This window comes from Kitasatospora sp. NPDC058032 (assembly GCF_042885845.1).
GTDB lineage: Bacteria > Actinomycetota > Actinomycetes > Streptomycetales > Streptomycetaceae > Kitasatospora.
In genome coordinates this window covers 1-22,948 of the sequence record NZ_JBHVRK010000012.1, presented here as the reverse complement: position 1 = coordinate 22,948, position 22,948 = coordinate 1, and the positions used below count along the sequence as shown (strand labels likewise).

Here is a 22,948-nt window from a genome sequence, read left to right as displayed (position 1 = left end):
GACGGCTTCGCAGACGCGATGGTTTCCCCGAGGGCCTTGGACATGGGGGAGCGTGCGGTCCGTCGGATCGGGAAGGATGGCCCGATGAGCTTCCACCGTCAACGTCACCGGTTCCCGCCGCACCCCGGTGGTGGCGCGAGCGTCTTGGAACGCGGCCGGGGCGTTGCACCGTGCTCGGTCGCGGTGGGGCAGTGACGTGCTGCCGTACGTATACCGGATCACCAAGTACGACCCTGCGGACCGTGACGAGCGGGGCGTCTGCACGGGGGCGCAGGAGACGGTCAGTGACCACGGGCCCGTCGAGGCCGCCTACCTCGAGGCGGTTGCCGCCTTCGCCGAGGACACCGGTGTGCGGCACCTGGCTGTCCGCGAGCCTCAGGCCGCGCTCGGCTTCGCGTACGTCGGCTCGGAGCCGGCAGCCGAGGACGATGGTCTCGCAGGCCCCTTCCCGTCCGACCTGACAGGCTTCCATGACGGGGCGCAGGTATCGGTGCCGCTCGGCCTGGAGTTGGTACGGGCGATGCTGCGCGACACCGGCGCCTGGTGTCGCCTGGAGGTCGAGGACACCTTCGCCGTGCACGTCGGCTGGGACCAGTACGTGTACGTGGGCAGCAACGTGCCCTGCGAAGCGGCACTGGCGCGTACCAGCGAACTGGGGCTCTTCCCCGAACCACTGGACGCCTCCCCGTACGAGGCGGTGTTCGACGAGCCGGTTGAGCAGCGCCTCGCCGATGACGTCTTCTGGGCGCGGGTGCGCTGGTGCGTGGCGACGCGTGAGGCGGCGCTCCTGGAGGAGACGCACGTCGGCAACGCTTCCCGCTGGCACCGGCTCGCCGATGGCACGCTCGATGCGGTGCGCGCCCGGCTGACCCTGCGGGCCCGTCTGGCCGTCTGGCCGGACCTCTCCACCGATGTCGCCGCAGTTGTCGCCGGCCTCCCGGCCGAGGGCCTGGTCGAATCCGTGTGGGAGGACAAGGGGGGCCGGATCACCGGTACGGTCGCCGACGAGACCCAGTTCACGGCACTGGCCGCCCAGGTCCGCGGCGCCCGTGCCGCCGTTCTGCCGATGGACGTCGACGGACGCAGCCCTCTGTTCACGGCCGTGCTGCCCGACGGGGACGGCGTCCTTCGCGCCCGGTGGCGTACGGAGCCGACCCCGAGTGACCGGGACTGGGCCTTCCTGCAAACCCTCCGCCGCGGCCAGACCGTGACCGGCACCGTCACCGAGATCGCGAGCTTCGGCGTCACGTTCGTCGACATCGGCGGTTTCACCGCGATGATCAACATTCCCGAACTGTCGTGGCGCCCCATCGGTCACCCCTGCGATGTCGTCGCGGTCGGCCAGCGGATCACGGCGGAGGTCCTCGACGTCGACATGGTGCGGGAACGGGTACAGCTGTCCCTCAAAGGACTGCAGGACGACCCGATCCTGCAAATCGCGCAGCAGGTGGGCCGGATCGTCACCGGAGAGGTCACCAAGCTCGTACCGTTCGGCGTTTTCGTCCGCATCGAGGACCGGGCGGACGGCTTCGAGGGGCTGGTGCACAACACCGAACTCGCGCAACCACCCGCAGGCCGACCCGAGGACACCGTCCGGGTCGGGGACAGGCTCACCGTGGTGATCACCGACGTGGATCCCACGCGGCGCCGGATCACGCTGTCGCACACAGGAGCCCTCCGGCCAGGCGCGGAGGAACACCACCACGCCTGACACATGGAGCCGATGGCCGCCGCGCCTGTTCGGGGCTCTGCGTGCGGACGTTCTGAGTGCCCGGGCGGGCCGGACCACCGTGCGTGCTCCCGAGACGTCCCGGGCCCGGGGGTCATCCACGGGCAGCCGGGCGGAACCGACACCTTCAAGGCATCGAAAACCTTAGAATCCATTACCTAATAGTCCATAAAGTCAAATCTTCCCATTGCTACAGTTCTCTCATGACTTCCTACGGCGGGGACCTGGAGCAGGTCGAGAAGGAACTCCGAGCGGCCCAACGGGAATGGGACCTGCTCGGAGCACGGATCGAGGGCCTGAAGGCACAGCGCGAGGCCCTCCGCAAGCTCGCCCGGGCCCCTTTCGTCCCGGGGGAGGAGATCCAGGACCTGACGAAGTCGGACGCGATCGTCACGATCCTGCGGGCCTCGCACAAACCGATGACCCTGGGAGAGATCGCCCGGGCGATGACCGACGCCGGAAAGAAGACCACCAGCAACGGCGCCTCGGTGTACATCGACACTCTGCTGAAGGCCGGCCGCGTCGTACGCGTCCAGCGTGGCCACTACCGCGCGGCCTGACACCGCAAGGGGAGGGACAGGGAGATGACCGGAATCCCGCCGCACGCCCACGAGGCGATCGATGCCCTGCTCGGGGCCGGCCCGCGCCGCCCGGTGCCGCTGCCCGAGCCGGCCGAGCGTGCACGCCTGCGCACCGAGTACGGGCTGACCAAAACAGAGACCGCCAAGGCCCTCAAGGTGAGCGCGAGCACGTTCACCGCCTGGGAGAGCGGACAGCGTGACCCCCAGGGCGAGGGCCGGGCCGCGTACGCGAAGCTGCTGGAGGGCATCGCCGCCCAACTCACCCCCGCACCACCCGAGCCCGACCCCACCCCCGCGGTGTCCGGACTGCAGACCCCGGCCGCTTTCGCCCCGGCACCGCAGTTGGTGATGCTGGACCAGAATGCGGACGGGTCGCTGGTGATGGCTCCGGCGGCGCCGTGTGTGCGGTGCGGGCAGCCGTCGGTCTACCGGGCCCAGGGGCACCCGATGCACCTGGGCGGGTTCTGCCGCCCCACCGCCGTCCCGGCCGCTCCGCAGCAACCCGCCCCCGCTGACCAGACCGCCGCAGGAGCGCCTGGCCGGCTGGAGCCGGCCGGGCCGTCGCGGGCCGCGCTGGAGGCGCTCGCCCAGCACCCGAACATCGCCGCCGCGCCGGCCGTCCCCGCGGCCGGACCGGAGCCCGCGTCGCGTCGCGTGGCCTCGTCGCGTCCCGCGGCGTCGTCGCGGGCGCGGAAGGCTCCGGCGCGCAAGCCGGCCGCCACGGCTGAGGGCCCGTCGGACTGGGAGACGGCTGCCGCCACGCGCTTCCCGGCCGGACCGCTCGCGGTGCTGGACGTCGCCCCGACCGGACGCGGCCTGGTGGCCTACCTCGCCGACGGCACCCAGGCGCCGACCCCTCCGACCGGGCGGACGCTGGCGGCCGTGGTCGAGTGGGCGCTGGAGTCGCGCCTGGGCTCGCCCCGGCTGCACCGGCACGGCAAGGACGGTGATGCCTTGGTCGTCGTCTCCGACGCCGCCCTGGCCGAGCTGGGCCTGCCGCCGCTCGGGCGGGACGAGAAGAAGGAGTTCGTGCAGCGCCTCGGTGCGCTGCCGAAGACCCACAAGGCCGTGAAGGCGTTGGAGAAGGCGGGCTGGCTGCTCACCCAGCGTGGCCTCGGCCCCTGGGCTCGCATCTACCGCACCCCGGAGGACGGCAAGCGGGTCTGCGTGCAGCTGTGCATCCCCGGCTGGGGCGCGCTCGCGTCCGGGGGCTGGCAGATCCCCGACGGCCTCGACGCGGCCGGCCTGGCCCGCCTGCTCGGCACCTACGCCACCCGCGTCCTCACCCCCCGCGGCTCCACCGCCGTGACGGGCCTCGAACTCGTCACCGCGCTGCGCCCGCCCACGAAGGCGGTGCGCATCGAAACGAGCTGGACGTCCGGCCCGGTGGAGGGCTCCCGGCCGAAGGACGCGTTCGACCCGGCGCCGCCGGAGGTCCCGGACGTCCACCCGCTCGCGGAAGGCCGCGGGCCGGGCGGCGAGCTGGTGACCGAGGCGTGGGACTGGTTCCGCGAGCTCAGCGACGACGAGAAGAAGACGGCGCTGTACGGGGTCGGCCTGGACGTCAACATGGCGTTCCTCGCGGCCGCCGGGCGCCTGACCCTGCCGCTGTCCGGGCCGGTGCACGAGCTCAACCCGGTCTTCGACAAGACGGTGCCCGGCTCGTGGCTGGTCGACCTCTCCCACGTCGACACCAACCCGCTGCTGCCCTCGCCGTTCACCGCGGACGGCTCCCGTCCGACCGGGCCGGCCTGGTACTCCACGGTGAAGGTCGCCTACGCCGTCGAACTCGGCGCGACGGTCCACCCGACCGAGGGCTGGCTGCGGCACGAGCACGGCCCCTACTTGGATCCGTGGCACAAGCGGCTGCGTGCCGCGTACCTGGACACGATGGCCGCCCTCGGCGTCCCGGGCGACCTCGCCGACCAGGATCCGCTCGCGTTCCTGGACGCCATGGCCAACCTGAAGACCGCCGGCGACCCGGCGGAACTCGCGGTGCTCACCGCGATCAAGCAGACCGCCAAGGGCACCATCGGCAAGATGCGCGAACGCCCCCGCGGCCACGGCTACAAGCCCGGCGAGCGCTGGGCGGCCCTGGACCGGCCGACCTGGGACCCGCTGATGCGCGCCCTGGTCATCGACACCGCCACCGTCAACCTCCACCGCAAACTCCGCCGCATGCACGCCGACACCGGCCTGCACGCCTTCGCCGTCCTCTCCGACTGCGCCGTCTTCGCCGCCCCCGGCCCCGGCGCCCTGGACATCCTCACCAAGCCCGACGGCACCCTCACCACCTCGCTGCGCCTGGGCGTCAGCCCCGGGCACGTGAAGTTCGAGGGCTCCCGGCCGATGCCGGAGATCGCTGAACTCATCGCCGACGACACGAACCCGGCCCGCCACATCAAGACCGGCGGCGTCGTCTCCGCCGACGAGTAGCCCCCGCGCGGCCCGCCGGTACCCGCCCGGCGGGCTGCCCGCTCCACCACCGCACGAACACGAGTCGCCCCGGCCGGGGCGGGGAAGGACCTGATGCCCCGTGGGGGAGATCGACGAGGGCCTGGAGCGCGCCGAGCGCACCCGCCCCATCCCGGTGCACCTGAACACCCGCGTGCGCTTCCTGTGGGAGAAGGTCGCCAAGGCGGACACCGCCCGGCTCGCCCGCGCGGCCGGCGTCTCGGTGCGCACCGCGCAGCGCTGGGTGCACGCCCTCAAAGCCGCCGCCGAGGGCGAGCTGAAGGGCGACATCCCGATGGCCAAGGCGAACGCGGCCAAGGTCGAGCAAGCCGTGCGCGCCGCCTGGCAGCCGCGGGTGAAGAAGCGGGTGCGCCGTGACGCCGAGCAGCGCGGCTTCATGCTCCACATCCAGGCGACCTTCGGTTACAGCGCGGCCGGCGGTACCACCGACGACCCCCGCCCCCGGATGATCACCCAGAAGATGCCCGGCTCCGTCGCCAGCGCCCTGTACGAGGCCCGCGACGCCGGAGCCACCCAGGCCCAGCAGGAGCGCATCCTCGCCGAGGCCCTGCGCGAGGAGTACTTCAAGGACGGCGGCCGTCGCGCCCAAGGGCTCGACGTCGAACTCAACGACATCGCCTGGATGGACCTGGAGCTGTAGACCGGCCCCGGCACCCCTCGTGTCGCTGAAAGAAAAGTCCCGACCGCCTTCCGGCGGTCGGGACTTTTCTATTTCTGCAACCCATCGCGTGAATTCACCGGAGAAATTCGGAGAACCGGACGACCACCGGCCCGCGCCACCGGAAGCGCGGGCGAGCTCGGCGCTCGTTCGCGGCCGCGCTCGCCGCGACGCCGACCAGGTCGACGCCGAGTGCACCGCGGCCGCCGACCGGGCCGCCGCTCCTACCGGCTGACTCTGCCCGCCGCCCGCCCGCCCACCGAGGGCCTGCCCCATACCGGGGGCGGGCCCTTCTCCATGCCCCGCAGCGAAGGAGACCTGCGTTGCCGACGCTCCACTACGCCCCCGCCGCCGCCCGCACCCTGACCCGCCTGGAGCGCGGCCGCCGCGCCGACCGCGCCCGGCTGCGCCGGGTCCGCCGCGCCCTGGAGCGCCTGGCCGCCGACCCGCGCCACCCCGGCCTCTGCTTCCACCGCTTCCCGGAGATGCCCGGCCACCGGACCGCCCGGGCGTGGACGTCGTACGTCGACCAGGGCGCCGGGGCCTGGCGGGTGTGGTGGAGCTGGGGGCCGGCCGCCGACGACCACGGCCAGGAGCACGCGGCGGTCACCGTGCCGGCGATCGGCCCGCACCTGTAGAGCGGCCGACTCTGTCCACAGGCCACCCGCCCGAAGCTGGTCCGGCAGGCCGGGAGACGCCCGGCCGTCGAAGGGAGCGCACCATGCCCAAGCTCAAGGCACTGAGCGGGGAACACCTGCCGCACCACCGCTACGTCGCCCAGGTCGTCACCGGCCGCGAAGAGAACGGCCGCGCGTGGGCCTGCGGCGGCGGGAACGCGCGGCGTGCTGCATCTCGGCCTCGGCCACCTGCTGACGCCCCGCGGCCAGGTCCTGGCGGACCCGCTCCTCCACGGCGGTGAACACCCGGTAATAGGTCTCGTCGTACGCCTCGATCAGCTGGTGGGTCCACATCCCCGGGACGACGTCCCGGCCGAGGAGCTCCCGCTCGACCCCGTCGGCCTGCTCCCCGTGCCCGGCCCGGCGCAGCGTCCCCACCGCCTCGGCGAGCATCCGGTCGGCGCCGCCGGTCATCTGGTGCACCGCGTACAGGCGGCCGCGGGCCCGCTCGGTGTACTCCAGCGCCTTCGACAGCATCCCCAGCGCCTCGACGGTCGCGTCGTCCACCCCCGCCGGCCGGCGGTGCGCCTCGTCCGGCTCGTCCGCCCGGCTCCCGCCATCCCCGGCCTCGCTCACCGCCGCCTCCCGCCGCACTCGGCGGTCCGATCTGCCGGATCGGCACGTGAAATGGTTTGTCTGTCCCGGCCGTTAGGATTCCAGGGCCCGCACCCGCGTTCCGTGGAGCGAGCACCTCCACGAGCAGCGGTGCGGGGCCGTGGATTCATTTGCGAGAGCCCATGAGACGGTCCGCAGGTCGCGGGCCGTCCGCGACCAGTGGAGTTCGAACAGCATGAGACCTGGACGTCTGCGCCCCCACATGTACATAGGAGCCCTCCTCACAGTCGGGCTCCTGGCTGGCTGCTCCTCGTCGGACGGGTCGGCCGAGCCGACGCGTCCGGAGTCGTCGTCCGGCCGGCCCGCGCAGGGGAGCGCCGGCCCGAAGGAGTCGTCCCCTGCCTTCGCCACCCCGGCCGAGTGCGACGGTCTTCAGCTCAAGGGCGGTACGACCTTCGCCGGTTCGGCCCTGTCGAAGTGTCTGGTGGCCGCCCTGAAGGCATACGGATCGGGAACGGAGTCCGTGCAGTCGGGGGACGAGGCGGGGACCTCGCGGTTCGTCTTCGGGGACGATCCCGCGCTGGCCGGCTCGATGACGGGGCCGGAGGGGGAGAAGGCGTACGTCTTCAAGGGCGAGGACGAGTGGATCAAGACACCAGGGCTCGGCAAGTGGGTCAAGGGGGACAAGAACAGCAGTGACCCGCAGGAGCAGATCGTGGCTGCCACGGGGAAGCTCTACCGCGCGCTCGCCGATCCGGAGGTGACGGCCCAGATGGTCGCGTCGGCGCCGGAGTGGACCGTCGAGCAGGAGCGGCCTGTGATCTCCCTGGAGAACGGGGAGGACGTCACAGCGTGGCGGATCGTGAACAAGAAGCCGTACACGTTCCTGGGCACGGCCGTGCGGGAACACATTCTCTGGTTCGGGGACGACTTCACGCCCTACGGCAGCCAGGCCGAATCCCGGACGGGCGGCATGCTGAGCACGACCACGCAGCACTTCTACGACCTGGGCAAGCCGGTGACGATCGAGGCGCCTGAATAGGCCCGCGGGCCCGCGAACCTGTCACGTCCTGCGTCCTGCGTCCCGGGGCGCCGGACGCCGGCGGACAGGCTCCTACAGCGGGACGACGACGAGGGCCGTATCGTCGTCGGCGCCCGCCGCCGGCAGCCGGTCCGCCAGCAGGGCGTCGGCGGGCGCCTCGTCCCCGCCTGCTCAGTCCTGACGACGAGGACTTCGTCGTTCAGACGGCCACCACCCGCCCGGCCAAGCTCGGGCAGCCTTTCACCCGCTGGTCCATCCGCAAACTGCTGGCCTACCTGCGTCGGGTTCACGGCCAGGTGATCCGGATCGGCCGTGAGGCCCTGCGCTGCCTGCTCACCCGGCGTGGTGTCACCTTCCAGCGCACCAAGACGTGGAAGGAGTCCACCGACCCCGAGTACGACGTCAAGCTCGATCGGATCGAACACGTCCTGGACCGCTTCCCGGACCGCACCTTCGCGTTCGACGAGTTCGGCCCGCTCGGTATCCGGACCACCGCGGGCAGCCGCTGGGCCGAACAAGGCAAGCCGAACCGGCTGCCCGCGACCTACAAGCGGACCCACGGCGTCACGTACTTCCACGGCTGCTACTCCATCGGCGACGACACCCTGTCGGGCGTCAACCGCCGCCGCAAGGGCACCGCGAACACCCTGGCCGCACTCAAGTCGATCCGCGCCGCCCGCCGGGACGGCGCCCCCATCTACGTGATCCTGGACAACCTCTCCGCCCACAACGGCAAGAAGATCCTCCGCTGGGCGAAGGACAACAACGTCCACCTCCGCTTCATCCCGACCAACGCCTCCTGGGCCAACCCGATCGAGGCCCACTTCGGACCACTGCGGCAGTTCACCCTCGCCAACTCCCATCACCCCAACCACACGGTCCAGACCCGCGAACTGCACGCTTACCTGCGCCGGCGCAACGCCAACGCCCGCCACCCCGACGTCCTGGCCGCCCAGCGCCGCGAACGCGCCCGTATCCGCAGCGAGAAAGGCATCCGCTGGGGCGGCCGTCTCCCGACACGTGCCGCGTGATCAGTCACGTCTGCGAGGAACAGGACAAAACGCAATGGCGAGGCCGCCCACCTCATGCTGGAGTGGGCGGATGGATCACGAAGAAGTGCTCGCCCTGTTCGACCGCCAGATGAGGCGCGACGCGCAGCCCGACGGTGCCGGAGCCCGCGTCGAGCGTGACGGCGACGTCGTGCGGCAGGTCGGCGAGGATCACGACTGGAACGGCGTCCTCTGGTCGGACCTCGACGATGCCACGGCGGATGCGGCGATCGCGGCACAGGTGCGCTACTTCGGCACGCTGGGGCGCGAGTTCGAGTGGAAGGCATACGCCCACGACCGGCCCGGCGATCTCGGGAGGCGGCTGCGGTCGGCCGGGTTCACAGCCGAGCCCGAGGAAGCGGTGATGGTCGCCCGGATCCAGGATCTGCCGGCCGACATCGCGCTGCCCGAGGACGTCCGCCTGCTCTCGGTGACCGATCCCGCGGGAGTGGATCTCGTGGTGGACGTCCACGAGCAGGCCTTCGGCACCAGCGGCGCCGGTCTGCGGCAGCGGCTGCTCGCCCAACTGACCCAGGACTCGGAAACGGTCAGCATGGTCGTGGCGATGGCCGGCGACCTGCCCGTCTGCTCGGCGCGGATGGAACTGAACCCGGGCACGGAGTTCGCCGGCCTTTGGGGCGGCGGCACTGTGACCGCCTGGCGAGGCCGGGGTATCTACCGGGCCTTGGTCGCCCATCGCGCCCGGATCGCCGCCGGCCTCGGCTACCGCTACCTCCAGGTCGACGCAACCGACCAGAGCCGCCCCATTCTGCAACGACTCGGGTTCGCCATCCTGAGCACCACGACTCCATACGTCTACCCGCCCCAGCGCAACGACCGCGGAGCGTAGCGCGGCAACGCTGCCATCGGGCACACCCGGTGAACCTTCTCGGTCACAGCACCAGCCATGTACGGCGGACCTTCCTGCCGACGACGTCCTCGATGGCCTGGGCAGGTTGAGCAGCGGCCCAGGACAGCGGAGAGGCCCTCCTCGATCGCGGTGCGCAGTTCCCCGGTCAGCCGCCGGGCCTCGGCCCGCGAGGCCGGGCCCCCGAGCAGTGCAGCCGCGCTATGTCCTCCCCAGGGCGGTTGGTCTCCCACCGGCCGGGAGTCGCGGAACACCCCCCTTGCTTCCCCGGGGACCCGGCCGCTGTGCCGCTCGCACGCTGCGCTGGCGTTGGTGGGCCGACACCGCCAGGATCCCGGCGGTCAGGACGGTGCGGTGCTCACCGTGCTGCTCGGCCGCCCGCACCTGCCGCTGTAGGCCGCCGAGATGGTCGATGAGCTGCTGCATCGTCTTCCTTCTCCTGCCGAGGTGTTCGGCCAGGGCGTGTTCCAGGGCGAACAGCGAGTGCGCGACGGCGACGGTGGTGGACTTGTATCGGTAGTACGAGTGTCGGATCTGCTCGTGGGAGGTCTCCAGCACGCTGACCACGTAGGCGGGCGCGTGCTCAGGCAGGACCAGCGCGGCGACCAGGCTGTGCATGTCCGAGTAGTGGCCGACAAACAGGCGTGTGCGGGAGTCCGGCACCGGCCAGGGGAGTGGTCCGGGCAGGGGCGGCAGGGTGTCCATCCGCGCAGTCTCGCGGCCCAGCCCGCGCCGGTGCCAGCGAATTCGCAGACTCCGCGAGGTCCGGTGGGCGGTGAGTCCGCTGTCAGGCCGCCTGTTCCTGCGCTGCGTCCGGCCGGGTGGCCTGCTTCAGCCGCATGAGGGCCTCGTGGCGGTTGCCGGCCTCGGCCCAGTGCGCGTGGGCGTGCAGCTCGGCGCCGATGGCGCTCGTCTTCGTCGTGGGGGAGCGCGACCAGGCCGTCGCCGCTGTCCGCGCGGCCGACAGCGAGCTAGCTGAGACGATCGCCCTGGCGGTGGCTTCCGGCGTGCCGCCCGACAGGCTCGCCGCCGTTCTGAAGCCGCTGGTGCCCCTGACGTCGTCGCAGGACCTGTTGGCCGGCCTGTTCGTGTTGGCGTTGTTCAAGGATGGGACGGGCTCCGCCCGGCGTACCGCAACCCGGTCCTCGACGCTGCCCCGCTCGTTGGCGTGTGCTCTGTCGGGGCTTTCGCGGACCTGTGCTCGTTGGGCTTGGTCGGCTGCGGTCCCGGTGGTCAGCGGGCGCTGCTTCCGCCTGGTGGCCGGGGGCAGCGGAAGAAGAGTTCGGGATCCCCCTCGTCCAGGCCGTTGATCAGCCCGACCGGATGCCAGCCCGCCTGGTGCAGGAGGCGCTGGACGGGCTGGTTCGAGACGTTGGTCGAGGGGTGTCCTGTCGCGGTGTATGGCCGGAACGTCTCGGGCGGGGCCCGTGCCTGTCGGGCGGGTCGTGTTCAGTGTGTGTCCAGCTTTTCGCTCAGCTGGCTGCGGGAGGTGATTCCGAGTTTCGGGAAGATCCGGTACAGGTGTGTGCCGATCGTCCGGGGTGACAGGTGCAGCTGCCGGCCTATCTCTTTGTTGGAGAGTCCCTGTACCGCCAGCTGGGCGATCTGGACCTCCTGGGGTGTGAGGAGGTCCCGGTCGGGGCGGCCCTGGCTCGTGCTGCCCTCGCCGGCGGAACGGAGTTCCTGGGCCGCGCGCTCGCGCCAGGGTTCCACGCCCATGGCGGCGAAGGAGTCCCGGGCGATCCGCAGCGGAGTGCGGGCCTCCATCACCCGGCGGCGCCGGCGCAGCCAGGTGCCGTAGGCGAGCATGAGCCGGGCGCGGACGAAGGGTGTACGGGACATGTCCAGGTCGAACGCCGACCGGTAGTGTTCTTCGGCGTGTTCGTCGTCGGCGAGCAGCGCCTGGGCGAATCCCAGACTCACCCGGATCATCTGGACCTCGCTCGTCCCGGCGGACGTGAGGAGTTGTTGGAGGGCGGCCTTCGCTGTGGCGCGCTGGTCGTCGCCGGTGGCGGCCTCGGCCAGTTCGGTGATGGCCATGGTCTGCATGACGGGTGGTAGGAGGGGTCGGCGGGGTCGAACACCCGCCGGACGCAGGAGAACGCCTCGGCGAAATGGCCCGCGGCGAGGCCGATCAGGCCACGGGTGATCTGGATGTAGGCGAGTCGAACTCCGCGCGTCCGGTGAAGTCGACCGCGTGGAACTCGGCGTCGCCGGTGAAGGTGGCCGATTCGAACTTGGCGTCGCCGGTGAAGGTGGCCGATTCGAACTTGGCGTCGCCGGTGAAGGTGGCCGAGTAGAACCGGGCATCGCCGGTGAAGGTGCTCTCGGTGAAGTCCGTCCGACCGAAGCGGGGATTTGTCGTCGAACGGTCGGTGCAGGCGGCGCGGATGCTGGACAGCAGGGTTTCGTCGATGGTGGCGCCACGCAGGTCGAGGTCGCTACCGGGCGCGAGCGCGGCTAGGTAAGCGACGGGGTCCGAATCCGGAAGATGGGCAAGGCACCGACCGTCTGACCCGACACGAATACCCCGGCAACCCACTAGGTCAGCGGCGGTGACCCCTTGTCCGCAATGATCCCAGGATGGCGCGGTGATGTTGGATGCGGCGTTCATGAACGGTTTCTAACGGCTGCCCAGTCCACGCATGGAGGAGATACGCAAGCTGTGACAGAGCTGGTGTAGAACCCCGCCACCGACCCGGAAAACGTGTCCTAGGCACGCTCCTGAGGCGGGCCGCGACAGCTACCGCCGGGCCGGACCGGGCCGGACCTGGCTCTGTTCACGTCCACTCCACCCCGTGCTCGGCGATTCGCCCGGGCACCTCGCCCTTGGTCGTCGTCGTTGTCGTAGCCGTCCTCGTCGTCGTCCTGGTGGAGGTCGGCCACCTCGTAGGCGATGGTGGCGTAGGCGTCCAGGTCCCGCGGGTGCAGCCGGCGGCCGCCGATCGTCTGCTCCGACCGAAGCAGCCGCCCCCTGAGCTTTGTGACCTGTCCCTTCAGCTGGTGACCTGGGCCTCGCGGGGTTGGGGATCTCTCCGGCCTGACGCATCGGCGTTGGTGCTGCCAACGGGGCAAGCCTCTCGTCGATGCTGGCGACCGCACGGCAGGAGCCGAAAGGCCGCCACCCGCAGGTGCAGGTACCACCCTCGTACAGCTCCTTGTCGCACTCGTCGTGGTGCTCCCGCCTCGCCTCCGGCGCGGGCGCGACGCTACTGCTGGACGTACTACGGGATCGGCGGCTGATGGATCGCCGGAATGGCGGCAGGCGTGGGATCGCGTCCTGGAATTGGTCTCTCCGCATCGACGGCGTCGACCAACATCGTCCCGATCACCGGAGCCGCTGCCGTGCCGTTCCTGCGCAACACCGGCTGACCGGTCAGTCCCGCACACGCGACAGGCCCGCGGCTTCGCGCAGTGCGAAGCCGCGGGCCTGCGGGGCTGGGTCAGTGCCGGGCGGAACGCCGACGGCGGACGGTGAACAGGACGCCACCACCGACCACCACGAGCGCGGCGGCGATACCCGTGATCACACCAGCGCCGCTGCTGCCGGTCTTGGCCAGTGCGCCACCGGGCGTGGGCGAGGCCGACACGCTCGGGGTGGCGGAGGACGTTGCCCCGCTGGTGGGCGAGAGGGACACGCTCGGGCTGGCGGAGGAGGTCGCCCCGCCGGTGGTGGAACCCGTTGCGCTCCCGCCGGTGGTGCCGTTGGTGGGCGAGGCCGACACGCTCGGGGTGGCGGAGGACGTTGCCCCGTTGGTGGGCGAGGCCGACACGCTCGGGGTGGCGGAGGACGTTGCCCCGCTGGTGGGCGAGGCCGACACGCTCGGGCTGGCGGAGGAGGTCGCCCCGCCGGTGGGCGAGACCGAGACGCTCGGGCTGGCGGAGGGAGTCGCCCCGCCGGTGGTGTTCCACCGCGCGACGGCCTCGGCACTCCTCGTGGCCCCGCTCGGCGCCACGAGGACGATCGACTGAGCGTGGTTCGCCGCGGTGGGCGTGCCTCCGGGCGCGGTGGGAACCGAGACGACGTGGCCGCTGAGCGTCGAACCCGCGGCCGTCGCCGTGATCGTTGCGGTCCCGGACTCGCTCGTGCCTCGGAGATCGAGGTACAGGGCCTGGCCGTCAACGATGGAAGTCGGGTCGAGAACAGCCCCATTCGCATCGGTCAGCGTCGCCGCGGGGTCGACGGAGACGCTCACCGTGGGTCGATTGGTCGTCACAACGAACGGGCCGACGATCGTTCCGGCGTCCTGCGGGGTGCTCGGCGCGGAGATCGAGATCGTGGTCGCGGCTTCCGCCGGCGTCATTCCCGTGCTCGCGTTCGCACCGGCGAGGAGGTGGTAGTAGGCGGTTTTCGAGTCGGCGTTCTCCCAAGGCCAGGCCCCGTCGTGGTCGAGCTCGGTGTACCGCCAGATCGCGTACTGCGTCGCCTCGATCGCGTCATTGCGTGAGATCCCGGGCACTCCTGCCGCGGTTCCGAACTCTTCGAGGCTCAGGGCGGGATAGCTGTGCGCCAGCACCCACAGGACCTTGCTCTGGACCGTCGGATCGGTGAAACGGTTGGCTCCGAGATAGCTCCCGAGATCGCCCACCGTGCCGTTGATTCCCGTCAGTGCGTGCACGTCATGCTCGATGCAGTACGCCCAGAGATCCGGCGCACCCGGCTTGCCGGGGTCCGCCGGCGCATGTGCGTAGACGGGGAAGAGTCCGGTGCCGCCGTATCCCTCTCGGGCACCGATGTACACCGTGCCGCCATTCTGCGGAGACGCGGCAACGTCAGCGAACGCCGCAGCCGTTCCAGGCGCGAAGAGCACGACGGACGCGAGGAGACCCATCGTCACCGCACGCACCACCCGCCTCGATCGCCCCAGTGCCCTACTCGCTATCCTCACGGCCAGTCCTTTCGTTCCACGGAGAGCCACGTCGGCATGTCATCAGTGCCGCGCCCGCCAACACTTGCCCTGCCGCGACGCCTGGTACGTGCAACTGCAAGGCAGCGGACCGCCCTCGTGCTGGACGTACTCGGGTGGTTCGCCAACGCGGCAGATATGCGGACCAGGCGTCGCGGCAGGGCAAACGCTGGCGGGCGCCTAGCAATCGAAGGGCCCATGCCATCGGCTCCTGCGAACACGATATCGATCCGGCTTCTCAAGGCTTCATAGGACACGCTTGGACGGCGGCGGTCGATCCCCGCACCTCGGACTGGCCACGGCCGCCAGGTACGGAACGGGCCCGCGCCGCCTCCTGACGGTCGACGAGTGTGAGTGGGTGGGTTGGGCGGCAGCGTGTTGGTCGAGAGGAAAAGGGCTCCTGATCTCGGTTTCTACGTCGATGGGGCGTTCATCGTGGCTGTCATGGCTTGCGGATTGCGTCTAGCACACCGGGACCGTGGCTGACACGGGGTTGCTCATTCCTCTGTGCGTGTGGCCGCAGGCGGGGCAGTGCCGGGTGCAGCGCGGTGTCGTCCTGCCAGTGCTTCACCCGTGCCGCTCGGCTGCTGAGCTGGGGCCTTGCCCGGGACTGCAGCACGGTGTCGCGGTGCGCTGCACGAAGATGTCGCCGTTGTGCTGCACGAAGGTGTCGCTGCTGTGCTGCAGCACCGGCGCTGCTGGGTGCCGCAGCAGCGGGGGGTGTTCGGCGTGGCGGACCGGCCGCGGCCGTCAGCGACGCCCGGGCGCTCGCGGCTGGCCGGCAGGCAGTCGTCAGCGTCCGTGGGCGGCGCCGGCGACCGCTGCTGGCCGGCACGCAGCCGTCAGCGGCCCGGTGCGGCGGGGGCTCCCGCGGCCGGGGAGGGCGCCGCCAGAGTCCTTCAGCGCGGGAACCGCCGCCCGTGCTGCTGGTGCTGGGTCAAGCCCCGCACCCACAGCGCCGCCCGGGCGGGATCCGGTGGGCGCGCCGCTCCGGCGCCCCGGGGCCGCCGGAGCGGCGCGCCCACCCAACGCGGCCCGCTGCCCGGGGGCGCCTAATGCCTCCGGCTCACCCGCTGCTCTGGCGCCCCTCGGCCCTCGGCCCGCATGGTGATCGCCGGCACCGGTCCGGGAACCCCCGCGTCAGCCCGCCCTGCTGCCCCAGGCACCCGCGACCATGCCTCCCATCCCCGGCCCCGCCCCGAGGCCGCCAGCCGGGCAAAGCCCGCCCCCCGACACCCCGGACCAGCACTCCCTCCGCTGCGCCGTTGCCGCAGAACACGGCAGCCTCCTGCGGATGCCGCTGGCCCGGGTCTCCGCAGGTCTGCGCCCGGCCCTCGGTCCCGTCCCTGGTGGCGGGAACCTCGGGCCGCCACCGGCGTCAGTCCGTACGCCAGCGCCGAAGCACCTCCACAGCAGCCAAGGTGTCGGGGTGGTCTTCACCGAGGATTCGTTCGCGGTCGGTGGTCACCCGCTTCAGCAGGGCGATGGCCGCCTCGGTGCGCCCCGGCCTCGTAGTAGGAGAAGGCGAGATGGACGTGGGCGCCCAAGGTGTCGGGGTGGTCGTGGCCGAGGATTCGTTCGCGGTCGGCGATCACCCGCTCCAGCAGGGCGATCGCCTCCGCGATGCGCCCCGCCCGCCGGTAGGCGGTGGCGAGGTTGCTGCGGGCGGTGAGGGTGTCGGGGTGGTCGTGGCCGAGGAGGCGTTCGCGGTCGGCGGCCACCTGTTCCTCGATGGCGATGGCTTCTGCGGTGCGCCCCGCCTGCCGGTAGGAGGCGGCGAGGTTGGTCCGGGCGCTCAGGGTGTGGGGGTGCTCGGCACCGAGGAGGCGCTCAGCGTCGGTGAGGACCTGCTCCTCGATGGCGATCGCTTCTGCGGTGCGCCCCGCCTGGTGGTAGGAGACGGCGAGGTTGTTGCGGGCACCCAGGGTGTCGGGGTGGTCGTGGCCGAGGATCCGCTCGCGGTCGGTGAGGACCTGTTCCTCGATGGCGATGGCCTTTTCGGTGTGCCCCGCCTCGTAGTAAGAGGTGGCGAGGTTGGCGCGGGCGGTGAGGGTGTTGGGGTGGTCGTGGCCGAGGACGCGCTCGAAGTCGGCGACCACCTGTTCCCCGATGCCGGTCGCCTCTGCGGTGCGCTCCGCCTGCCGGTAGGAGGTGGCGAGGTTGCTGCGGGCGGTGAGGGTGTCGGGGTGGTCGTGGCCGAGGAGGCGTTCGCGGTCGGCGGCCACCTGTTCCTCGATGGCGATGGCTTCTGCGGTGCGCCCCGCCTGCCGGTAGGAGGCGGCGAGGTTGGTCCGGGCGCTCAGGGTGTGGGGGTGCTCGGCACCGAGGAGGCGCTCAGCGTCGGTGAGGACCTGCTCCTCGATGGCGATCGCTTCTGCGGTGCGCCCCGCCTGGTGGTAGGAGACGGCGAGGTTGTTGCGGGCACCCAGGGTGTCGGGGTGGTCGTGGCCGAGGATCCGCTCGCGGTCGGTGAGGACCTGTTCCTCGATGGCGATCGCTTCTGCGGTGCGCCCCGCCGCGTAGTAGGAGTGGGCGAGGTTGGCGCGGGTGGTGAGGGTGTCGGGGTGGTCGTGGCCGAGGTGGCGTTCGGCAGTGGTGGTGAGGTGCCGCCAGTGAGTGGTGGCGGCCTGGTGGAGGCCGGCGTCGAGGAGGCTGGTGCCCGCCCGGTCGAGCAGGTCGTGCCTGTCAGGGTGCCAGAGGTGGTCGTCGGCGTGGGTGGTGAGAACAGTGGTGTTGGTGCGCAGGGCGGCGGCGAGGGCCCGGTCGTGGTGGTCTGCGGCGGGCCAGGCTTCCAGCAGGGCGTCGGCCGCGGCGCGCACGAGGGGGCCGCGCTGTGCGCGGGCGGTCGGGGTGTCGCGAACGGCGTGCTGGACGAGGCGGTGGACGTGGACCGTCCCCCACCTACCGCCGCCCCGGCCGTCGCTGCCCTGGTCGCTGCTGGGGCGCTCCTCCCGCCCGGCGCCGGGCGGGGCGGGGGTGTGGTCGAGGAGGTTGAGGCGGTCCAGGACGCGTAGGGCGTCCTCGGCGTCCGCGACGTCGACGGGCTCGGGTCCGGTCTCCTCGGCCGCGTGTTCCCCGCTTGGCGCCGTCGAAGTGCCGCTTGCCGATGGCCGGGCCTCGCCGCCGGGCCCGCTGCCGGGGGCGTTCGGCCGTGTGGTGTGGGTGAGGTGGGTGCGGGTGGCCTTGGTGGTGAGGACGGTGTCGGGGATCTGGTCGGGGTCGAGGACGGCGATGAGTTCGAGGAGGGGCCGGGCGAGGCCTTCGGGGCGGGTGCGGTCGGCTTGTTCGATGGAGATGTCCCACAGGGCGGCGACGGCCAGGTGCTGCTGGTCGGGCAGACCGGTCTGGTCGGGCAGGCTCTGGCGCAGGGCGCGGGTCCGGTCGGCGAGCAGCGTGCGGTAGCGGTCGATGGTGCGGGCGGTGTCGGTGAGGTACGCGGCGGCTTGGGCGAGCGCGATGGGCAGGTGCCCGAGGTCTGCGGCCAGCGCGGCGAGGTGCTCGTCGCTGTCGTGCAGGTGGGCGCGGTCGGGGTGGTCGAGGGCGGAGCGGAGGTAGGCGAGGGACTGGACTGGGGTGTAGACGGCGACCTGGAGGAGGGTGCGGGTGGAGGTGGTCCAGGCGGCATGGCGGCTGCGGGTGGTGACCACCGTCCGCCCCGCGGGCACCTCGGGCGGCCACAGCCCGGTCAGCGCGGCAGGGTCGGGAACGTTGTCCAGGACGATCAGCCACCGCCGTCCACTGCCGCGCAGCCAGCCGAGGAAACCGAGGGCCGCCTCCTCGGCGTCCTGCCCGTCGTACCGGCCGGGCACCACCTCGCGGGCGGCCTGGGCGTACGCGGCGGTGACGGCCCCGGCGGTGGTGGCGTTCACCCACACCACCAGATCCACCGTCACCGGCAGCGCCTCCGCCGCACTGCCGGCCCCGACGCCCCCGACGGCCCCGGCGGGGCTCACGCCGCGCGGGGGGCCAGCGGGGGAAGGGCCGCCCGGACCCACCGGCCCGGGCCCTGCAGCGGCAGCCTCCGCTGCCGGGCCGCCGCCGGCCGCACCGGCAACACTGGCCTTGCTGGCCGTACCAGCCTCGCTGGCGGTGAGGGATACCTGCCAGGTCTGGTGGGCATGGTGGGCGGCGAGCTGGGTCTTGCCGACACCGCCAGTGCCGGTGACGACCTGCCCCAGCACCGCGGTCCTCGCACCACCATCGGCGAGCGCGGCGTGAAGCATCGCGGTCTCGGGGCGGTTCTGGAAGTGCCCGGCCAGGTTCGGGACCGGACCGAGGAGGACCGGCCATCGCACCTCCGGGGCGGGCGCCGCGTGGTGGTGGACCTGGTGGACGGTCAGGTCGCCGCCGACCCCGCCGACCTGGAACACGCTCCCGCCGACCGTGCTGCCCTCTACCCGGTTCGACACCTCGCCGGCCACGTCCCTGCCCCCGCTCTGCCTGGTCGTGCCGGTTGCACGGATGCCGCCGGGTTCGCTGTCCCCGGCCGAGCCGGGAGCGGCCGGTGCGGTGCGACGTTCGTTCTCGGCGGGCGGCTCGGTCTCGGCACCGGGGGACGGGGTCATGGCCTGCTCCGTCGCGGGCCGACGGCCGGACGCTGGTCTCCACCGGGCCTCGCGGCCGGGGTCGCGCCCTTCGCCGCCGGCGGGACCACCACCGCCCCGGGGCCCGTTTCGGCTGCCGGGTGCGGTCCGGCCGCTTGTGTCCGTGCTTCTCGACGCATCCCGCGCCCCCGCCTCGCTGTCCCGCCCCGCGTGCGCGGGACTACCCCCGCGCGTGGAGGGGATTCTTCCACCCGCCGCCCACCCGCGCAGGGCAAACACCGAACCCCGAACCCCGGCGCTCGGAGCGTGTTGCCCGCACTCCGCGAGGCCGCCGGCGATGTCGCGGCTGCCCGGGGCGCTACTCCGGCAGCACCAACCGGCCCGCTGCGGTGGCGGCCGGGGTGACACACTGCGGCGGCCCCGGCGCGCGGCCGTCCGCCAGGAGCCGAGCTGGCCTCCCGGCGACCTGGTCCTGCCGCTGCCTCCGACCGCCCCCGTGGCACCAGCCCGGCAGCGGCGCCGCAGACAGGCTCCCGGCGGCTGGCACACAGCCGGGACCCGCGGACGCAGCCGATCCCCCACCCCGGGCGCAGGCGGAAGAGCCTCGCAGGGCTTCGCGGGACCCCGGCACCCGGGGCCTGTCTACGCCCACTCGACGCCGTGCTCGGCGAGCTGCGCGAGCTGTCCCGGTGTGAGCTTCGCCCGGCGGGCCTTCTGGTTGTTGAGCCAGGTGCCCAGCGCGAAGTGCGACACCACCACCCGCTCCTCCCCTCCGGGGCCGGCCTCCACGGCCTCAACCTGCTCCTTGTGCGGGCGGGGCACCCGGGGGTGGCGTTCCCGCTCGACGAACTGGGCGAGCGCGGCCAGGCCCTGGGCGAACCGGTTGGTGCGGGACACGGTCGGCTTCGCCTCGGCTGCGGCCTTCGCCGCGACGAGCTCCGGGTCGGCCTCGATGCCGATCGCGGTCAGCAGGTCCCGCTGGTCCTCCTCCAGGTCTGGCCAGCCGGCCCGCTGCGCCTGCACCCAGCGGCCGAGCTGCTCGCCCTCGAACACCGTGTCCAGGGGCAGGGCGGTCCAGTTGACCTGGCCGTCGGTGTCCAGCCACCACATGCGGGCGGTGGCGTAGGCGCGCTGCCAGGTGACCGGCCAGGCAGGGCACCACCACGGGTCGATCTCCTCCAGCGCCCGCCGCCGCTCCGGCGCCAGTGCCCCCTGCTCGCCCGCCGGCACCTGCGCCGCGGCCCTCAGCTCCGAGAGCCACGTGCCGATGGCGTAGCCGCCGACCGAGGCTCGCGCCGGCGCCGCCAGAGAGCCGCCGTGGCCCTTCGCCCAGACCCGGGCCCAGTCGAGGCCGGCCTCGAACCGGGCGTCGCTCACGGACCAGATCATGCCGAGCGCGTCGAGCATCTCCACCCGGTATGGCGCCAGCTCACCATTCGCATTCTGGCTACGGCGGTCCGACAGCCACTTTCCCAGCGGGTAATTCCCCATCTCCCCGACCATTGCGGAATAGGGGACATCGAGGCCGCCGGTCTCCTCGAACCACCGCCGCGCGTGACCGATCCCCTCACGCCACAACTGCGTCTCACCGACCAGGACCCTGGAGGCGATGAACAGCGCGAGCACGTTCTCGTCCACCGGCGTCTGGAACCGCACCGGCAGCGTGAACGCCCCCGACCCGCCACCCGCACCGACCATGCTCTCACCAGGACCGGAAGCAGCCTCAGCGCTGCGTCCCTTGGTCCGCTTGCCGGACTTCTGCGGCACCGCAAGAGCCTCCACCACCTTGGCATCGTGGCTGCGCAAAGCGGTCAGGATCTTGACCAACGGACCGTAGGAATCGGACTCCAGAATGTCTCCGGGCTCCTCTCCCGGCTTCAGGAAGACCGGCACGACCAGGCTCGCGGTCTTTCCCTCTCCGGGCTGCATGCGCAGGGCCCGGCCGATGGCCTGGACGATATCCACCATGCTTCCCCGGCCTTGCAGAAGAATAGAATCAGCGTTCGGCATGTCGACGCCTTCGCCCAGGACTTTGCAGTTGCTGAAGACGCGGTGCTTGAGACCGTCATCCTCCTCGCCCTTCCCGAAGTCCCCGATCAGCTCCTTCCGGTAGTCGATCTCGTGCTCACCGGAGAGCCACTGCGCCCAGAATTCCGGCGGGTATTTCTGCGGGTTCTCGAAGTGCAGCTTCTCCACGGTCTGGTTCAGCGTCTCGGAGAAGTAGCGGGCCTCGATCGTGCGGCTGTGGAACGTGATGCACCGCTCCAGGCTCCGCTCGACCACGGTCTTGACCAGCCCGGCCTGGATGGCCGCGATCCGTGCGGCTGGCACCTCGTCCTCGCTCCCGTCCTCGGCCTCGCCGACACCCGGCCCCCACGGAACCCCCTGCTGCTCCGCCTTGTCCCGGTCGCCGAGCGGGTCGCGCAACTCCAGGACCACGATCTCGAACGGCGCCAGCAGCTTGCGGTCGATGGCCTCGGCCAAGCCCAGGGAGTACACGTGCGGGCCGTAGACCCGCTGGTCGTCCATGGACACCGCCAGCTCCTCTGGCAGCGGCTGGTAGGCCCCCTCACGGTTCTTCACCGGGCGCCTGGGCGGCGCCCAGATCCGGGGGGTCGCCGTCATGTAGAGCCGGCGCTCCGCCGGGATCGCGCCCTGGTCGTGCACCACGGTCCACGTCTTCTCGACACTGCCGGAGGAGCGGTGCGCCTCGTCACAGACCATCAGCCCCAGCGGCGGCAGCACCTCGCCCTGGCGCTCCGCCCAGTACTCGTAGGCGTCCTTCACCGCCCCGACCGAGGTGTAGGTGGCGAACAGAGTGGTCGGCCGGCGGTGCCTCGCGGCATGCTCCAGCCACCTGCCGATCATCAGCGGACTGGTGCTCGCCACCACCCCGAACGGCAGCTCACGGTCCACCAGGGAGCAGATCGCGTGCATGTCCCCGGACCGGCCAGCCGCCCGCCAGGCGCCGATCATCTGCACCAGCAGGTCCAGGGTCGGCACGACCACCAGGACCACGCCGCGGGGCACCAGCTTCTGGCCGGCCGCCGCCCCGACGTAGCTCTTGCCGGAGCCGGTGGCCATCTGCACCGTCACCCGCAGCCCGTGCGGCGCCGGATGCCCCGGACGGGGCGTCAGGCCCCGCACGATGGCCTCCAGCGCCTCCTCCTGGTGCCCGCGCAGCGAGATGCCGGCGGCGGACTGAGCGGCCTTCAGACCAGGCTTTACGACGTTCACGAAGACGTGTCTCCCCTCACCCATTCCCGGACCCACATAAGGGATCACGCGGGAAATGCTGACAGTGCCCTACTGATACATTCGACGGGTCGCCCCGAGAATCGGGGCGACCGGAAAACCTGCGCGACAGAAGCGACTATCCGGCAGGATATCAGTCCCCGGTGGCGAATTCTGGCGAACACCCGAAAAAAACGGGGCCGGACCCCGCTCACGGCGGGATCATCTGACGCTCATAGACTGATACACTGGAGACCGCTGCTCACCCTCTGAGGGTAGCGCACCCCGACCCGTCGTGAGACCGAAGTAGTGGTCTAGACCGTGGACTAGACCAATCCGCCGGGAGTGAAGCCGACCCGCACGCGCCCCCGGCGCGCTACCCCTCCTCCCAGTTAGCCTGTTGTAAGCTCAGCCAAAAACCCAGTTCAACCATGTGATTAGGCCTCAGCCCACAGGCCTCATGGAGCGAAGCGGAGTGAGGCCGGCCAAGGCGCGGAGCGCCGGGCCCACCCGGGCGAAGCCCGGGTGCGGACACGCGGAGCGGGTCCGCCGCCTGACCGAAGGTCAGGCGCGAACCTCGGGGGGTCGTACGAGTATAAACATATAACAACCCACCAGAAAGAAGTTGA

At 71.8% G+C, this 22,948-nt stretch carries 15 protein-coding genes and 1 pseudogene; 8 read left to right on the top strand and 8 right to left on the bottom strand.

Going from position 1 to position 22,948, the window contains the following annotated elements; all coding sequences use genetic code 11:
* The first annotated feature begins 196 nt into the window (after positions 1-196).
* The 5 genes from ACFVUH_RS20340 (at position 197) to ACFVUH_RS20320 (ending at position 6,081) form a co-directional block, all read left to right on the top strand.
* Entirely contained in the window at positions 197-1,711 is a 1,515-nt protein-coding gene (locus ACFVUH_RS20340) for a S1 RNA-binding domain-containing protein (protein WP_387914728.1), read from the top strand.
* Between the two features lie 221 nt (positions 1,712-1,932).
* Positions 1,933-2,289 (top strand): hypothetical protein, encoded by a 357-nt coding sequence (locus tag ACFVUH_RS20335; protein WP_387914726.1) that lies wholly within the window; start codon positions 1,933-1,935, stop codon positions 2,287-2,289.
* Positions 2,290-2,313: 24 nt separating this feature from the next.
* On the top strand, positions 2,314-4,746 hold the full coding sequence (gene tap, locus ACFVUH_RS20330) for a telomere-associated protein Tap (RefSeq protein ID WP_387914725.1): 2,433 nt from the start codon (positions 2,314-2,316) through the stop codon (positions 4,744-4,746).
* Positions 4,747-4,846: 100 nt separating this feature from the next.
* Complete coding sequence (gene tpg, locus ACFVUH_RS20325; protein ID WP_387914724.1) at positions 4,847-5,425, top strand: telomere-protecting terminal protein Tpg; 579 nt, start codon at positions 4,847-4,849, stop codon at positions 5,423-5,425.
* A 341-nt stretch (positions 5,426-5,766) separates the two neighbouring features.
* Entirely contained in the window at positions 5,767-6,081 is a 315-nt protein-coding gene (locus ACFVUH_RS20320) for a hypothetical protein (RefSeq protein ID WP_387914722.1), read from the top strand.
* 147 nt (positions 6,082-6,228) lie between these two features.
* Here ACFVUH_RS20320 and ACFVUH_RS20315 read toward each other — a convergent pair whose 3' ends face one another.
* Positions 6,229-6,696 carry a hypothetical protein gene (locus ACFVUH_RS20315; protein WP_387914720.1) on the bottom strand — a complete coding sequence of 156 codons (468 nt, stop codon included), beginning with the start codon at positions 6,694-6,696 and terminating at the stop codon, positions 6,229-6,231.
* A gap of 502 nt (positions 6,697-7,198) precedes the next feature.
* Between ACFVUH_RS20315 and ACFVUH_RS20310 the strand changes: the two genes are divergently transcribed.
* From ACFVUH_RS20310 to ACFVUH_RS20300, 3 genes and pseudogenes are all read left to right on the top strand, one after another.
* Positions 7,199-7,717: a hypothetical protein gene (locus ACFVUH_RS20310; protein ID WP_387914719.1), complete on the top strand. Its 519-nt coding sequence runs from the start codon at positions 7,199-7,201 to the stop codon at positions 7,715-7,717.
* A gap of 158 nt (positions 7,718-7,875) precedes the next feature.
* Positions 7,876-8,748 (top strand): annotated as a pseudogene (locus tag ACFVUH_RS20305) (IS630 family transposase); the annotation flags it as partial.
* Positions 8,749-8,818: 70 nt separating this feature from the next.
* The gene (locus tag ACFVUH_RS20300) at positions 8,819-9,616 is read left to right on the top strand and encodes a GNAT family N-acetyltransferase (RefSeq protein WP_387914717.1); all 798 of its coding nucleotides are present in this window, start codon (positions 8,819-8,821) and stop codon (positions 9,614-9,616) included.
* 219 nt (positions 9,617-9,835) lie between these two features.
* On the opposite strand, the gene ACFVUH_RS20295 is transcribed toward ACFVUH_RS20300, so the two are convergent.
* The 7 genes from ACFVUH_RS20295 to ACFVUH_RS20265 all read right to left on the bottom strand — a co-directional run bounded on the left by ACFVUH_RS20295 (position 9,836) and on the right by ACFVUH_RS20265 (position 22,370).
* Positions 9,836-10,339, bottom strand: coding sequence for a hypothetical protein (locus ACFVUH_RS20295; RefSeq protein ID WP_387914715.1), 504 nt, complete (start codon positions 10,337-10,339; stop codon positions 9,836-9,838).
* Between the two features lie 82 nt (positions 10,340-10,421).
* A complete protein-coding gene (locus ACFVUH_RS20290) occupies positions 10,422-10,739 on the bottom strand; it encodes a hypothetical protein (protein WP_387914714.1) in 318 nt (105 codons plus the stop codon).
* Positions 10,740-11,083: 344 nt separating this feature from the next.
* A complete protein-coding gene (locus ACFVUH_RS20285) occupies positions 11,084-11,674 on the bottom strand; it encodes a response regulator transcription factor (RefSeq protein ID WP_387914712.1) in 591 nt (196 codons plus the stop codon).
* A 94-nt stretch (positions 11,675-11,768) separates the two neighbouring features.
* Positions 11,769-12,248 (bottom strand): pentapeptide repeat-containing protein, encoded by a 480-nt coding sequence (locus tag ACFVUH_RS20280; protein WP_387914711.1) that lies wholly within the window; start codon positions 12,246-12,248, stop codon positions 11,769-11,771.
* A gap of 829 nt (positions 12,249-13,077) precedes the next feature.
* Positions 13,078-14,466 (bottom strand): Cys-Gln thioester bond-forming surface protein, encoded by a 1,389-nt coding sequence (locus tag ACFVUH_RS20275; RefSeq protein ID WP_387914876.1) that lies wholly within the window; start codon positions 14,464-14,466, stop codon positions 13,078-13,080.
* A 1,511-nt stretch (positions 14,467-15,977) separates the two neighbouring features.
* Positions 15,978-19,106, bottom strand: coding sequence for a tetratricopeptide repeat protein (locus tag ACFVUH_RS20270; protein ID WP_387914710.1), 3,129 nt, complete (start codon positions 19,104-19,106; stop codon positions 15,978-15,980).
* Positions 19,107-19,727: 621 nt separating this feature from the next.
* Complete coding sequence (locus ACFVUH_RS20265; protein ID WP_387914709.1) at positions 19,728-22,370, bottom strand: Helicase associated domain protein; 2,643 nt, start codon at positions 22,368-22,370, stop codon at positions 19,728-19,730.
* Between the last annotated feature and the right edge of the window lie 578 nt (positions 22,371-22,948).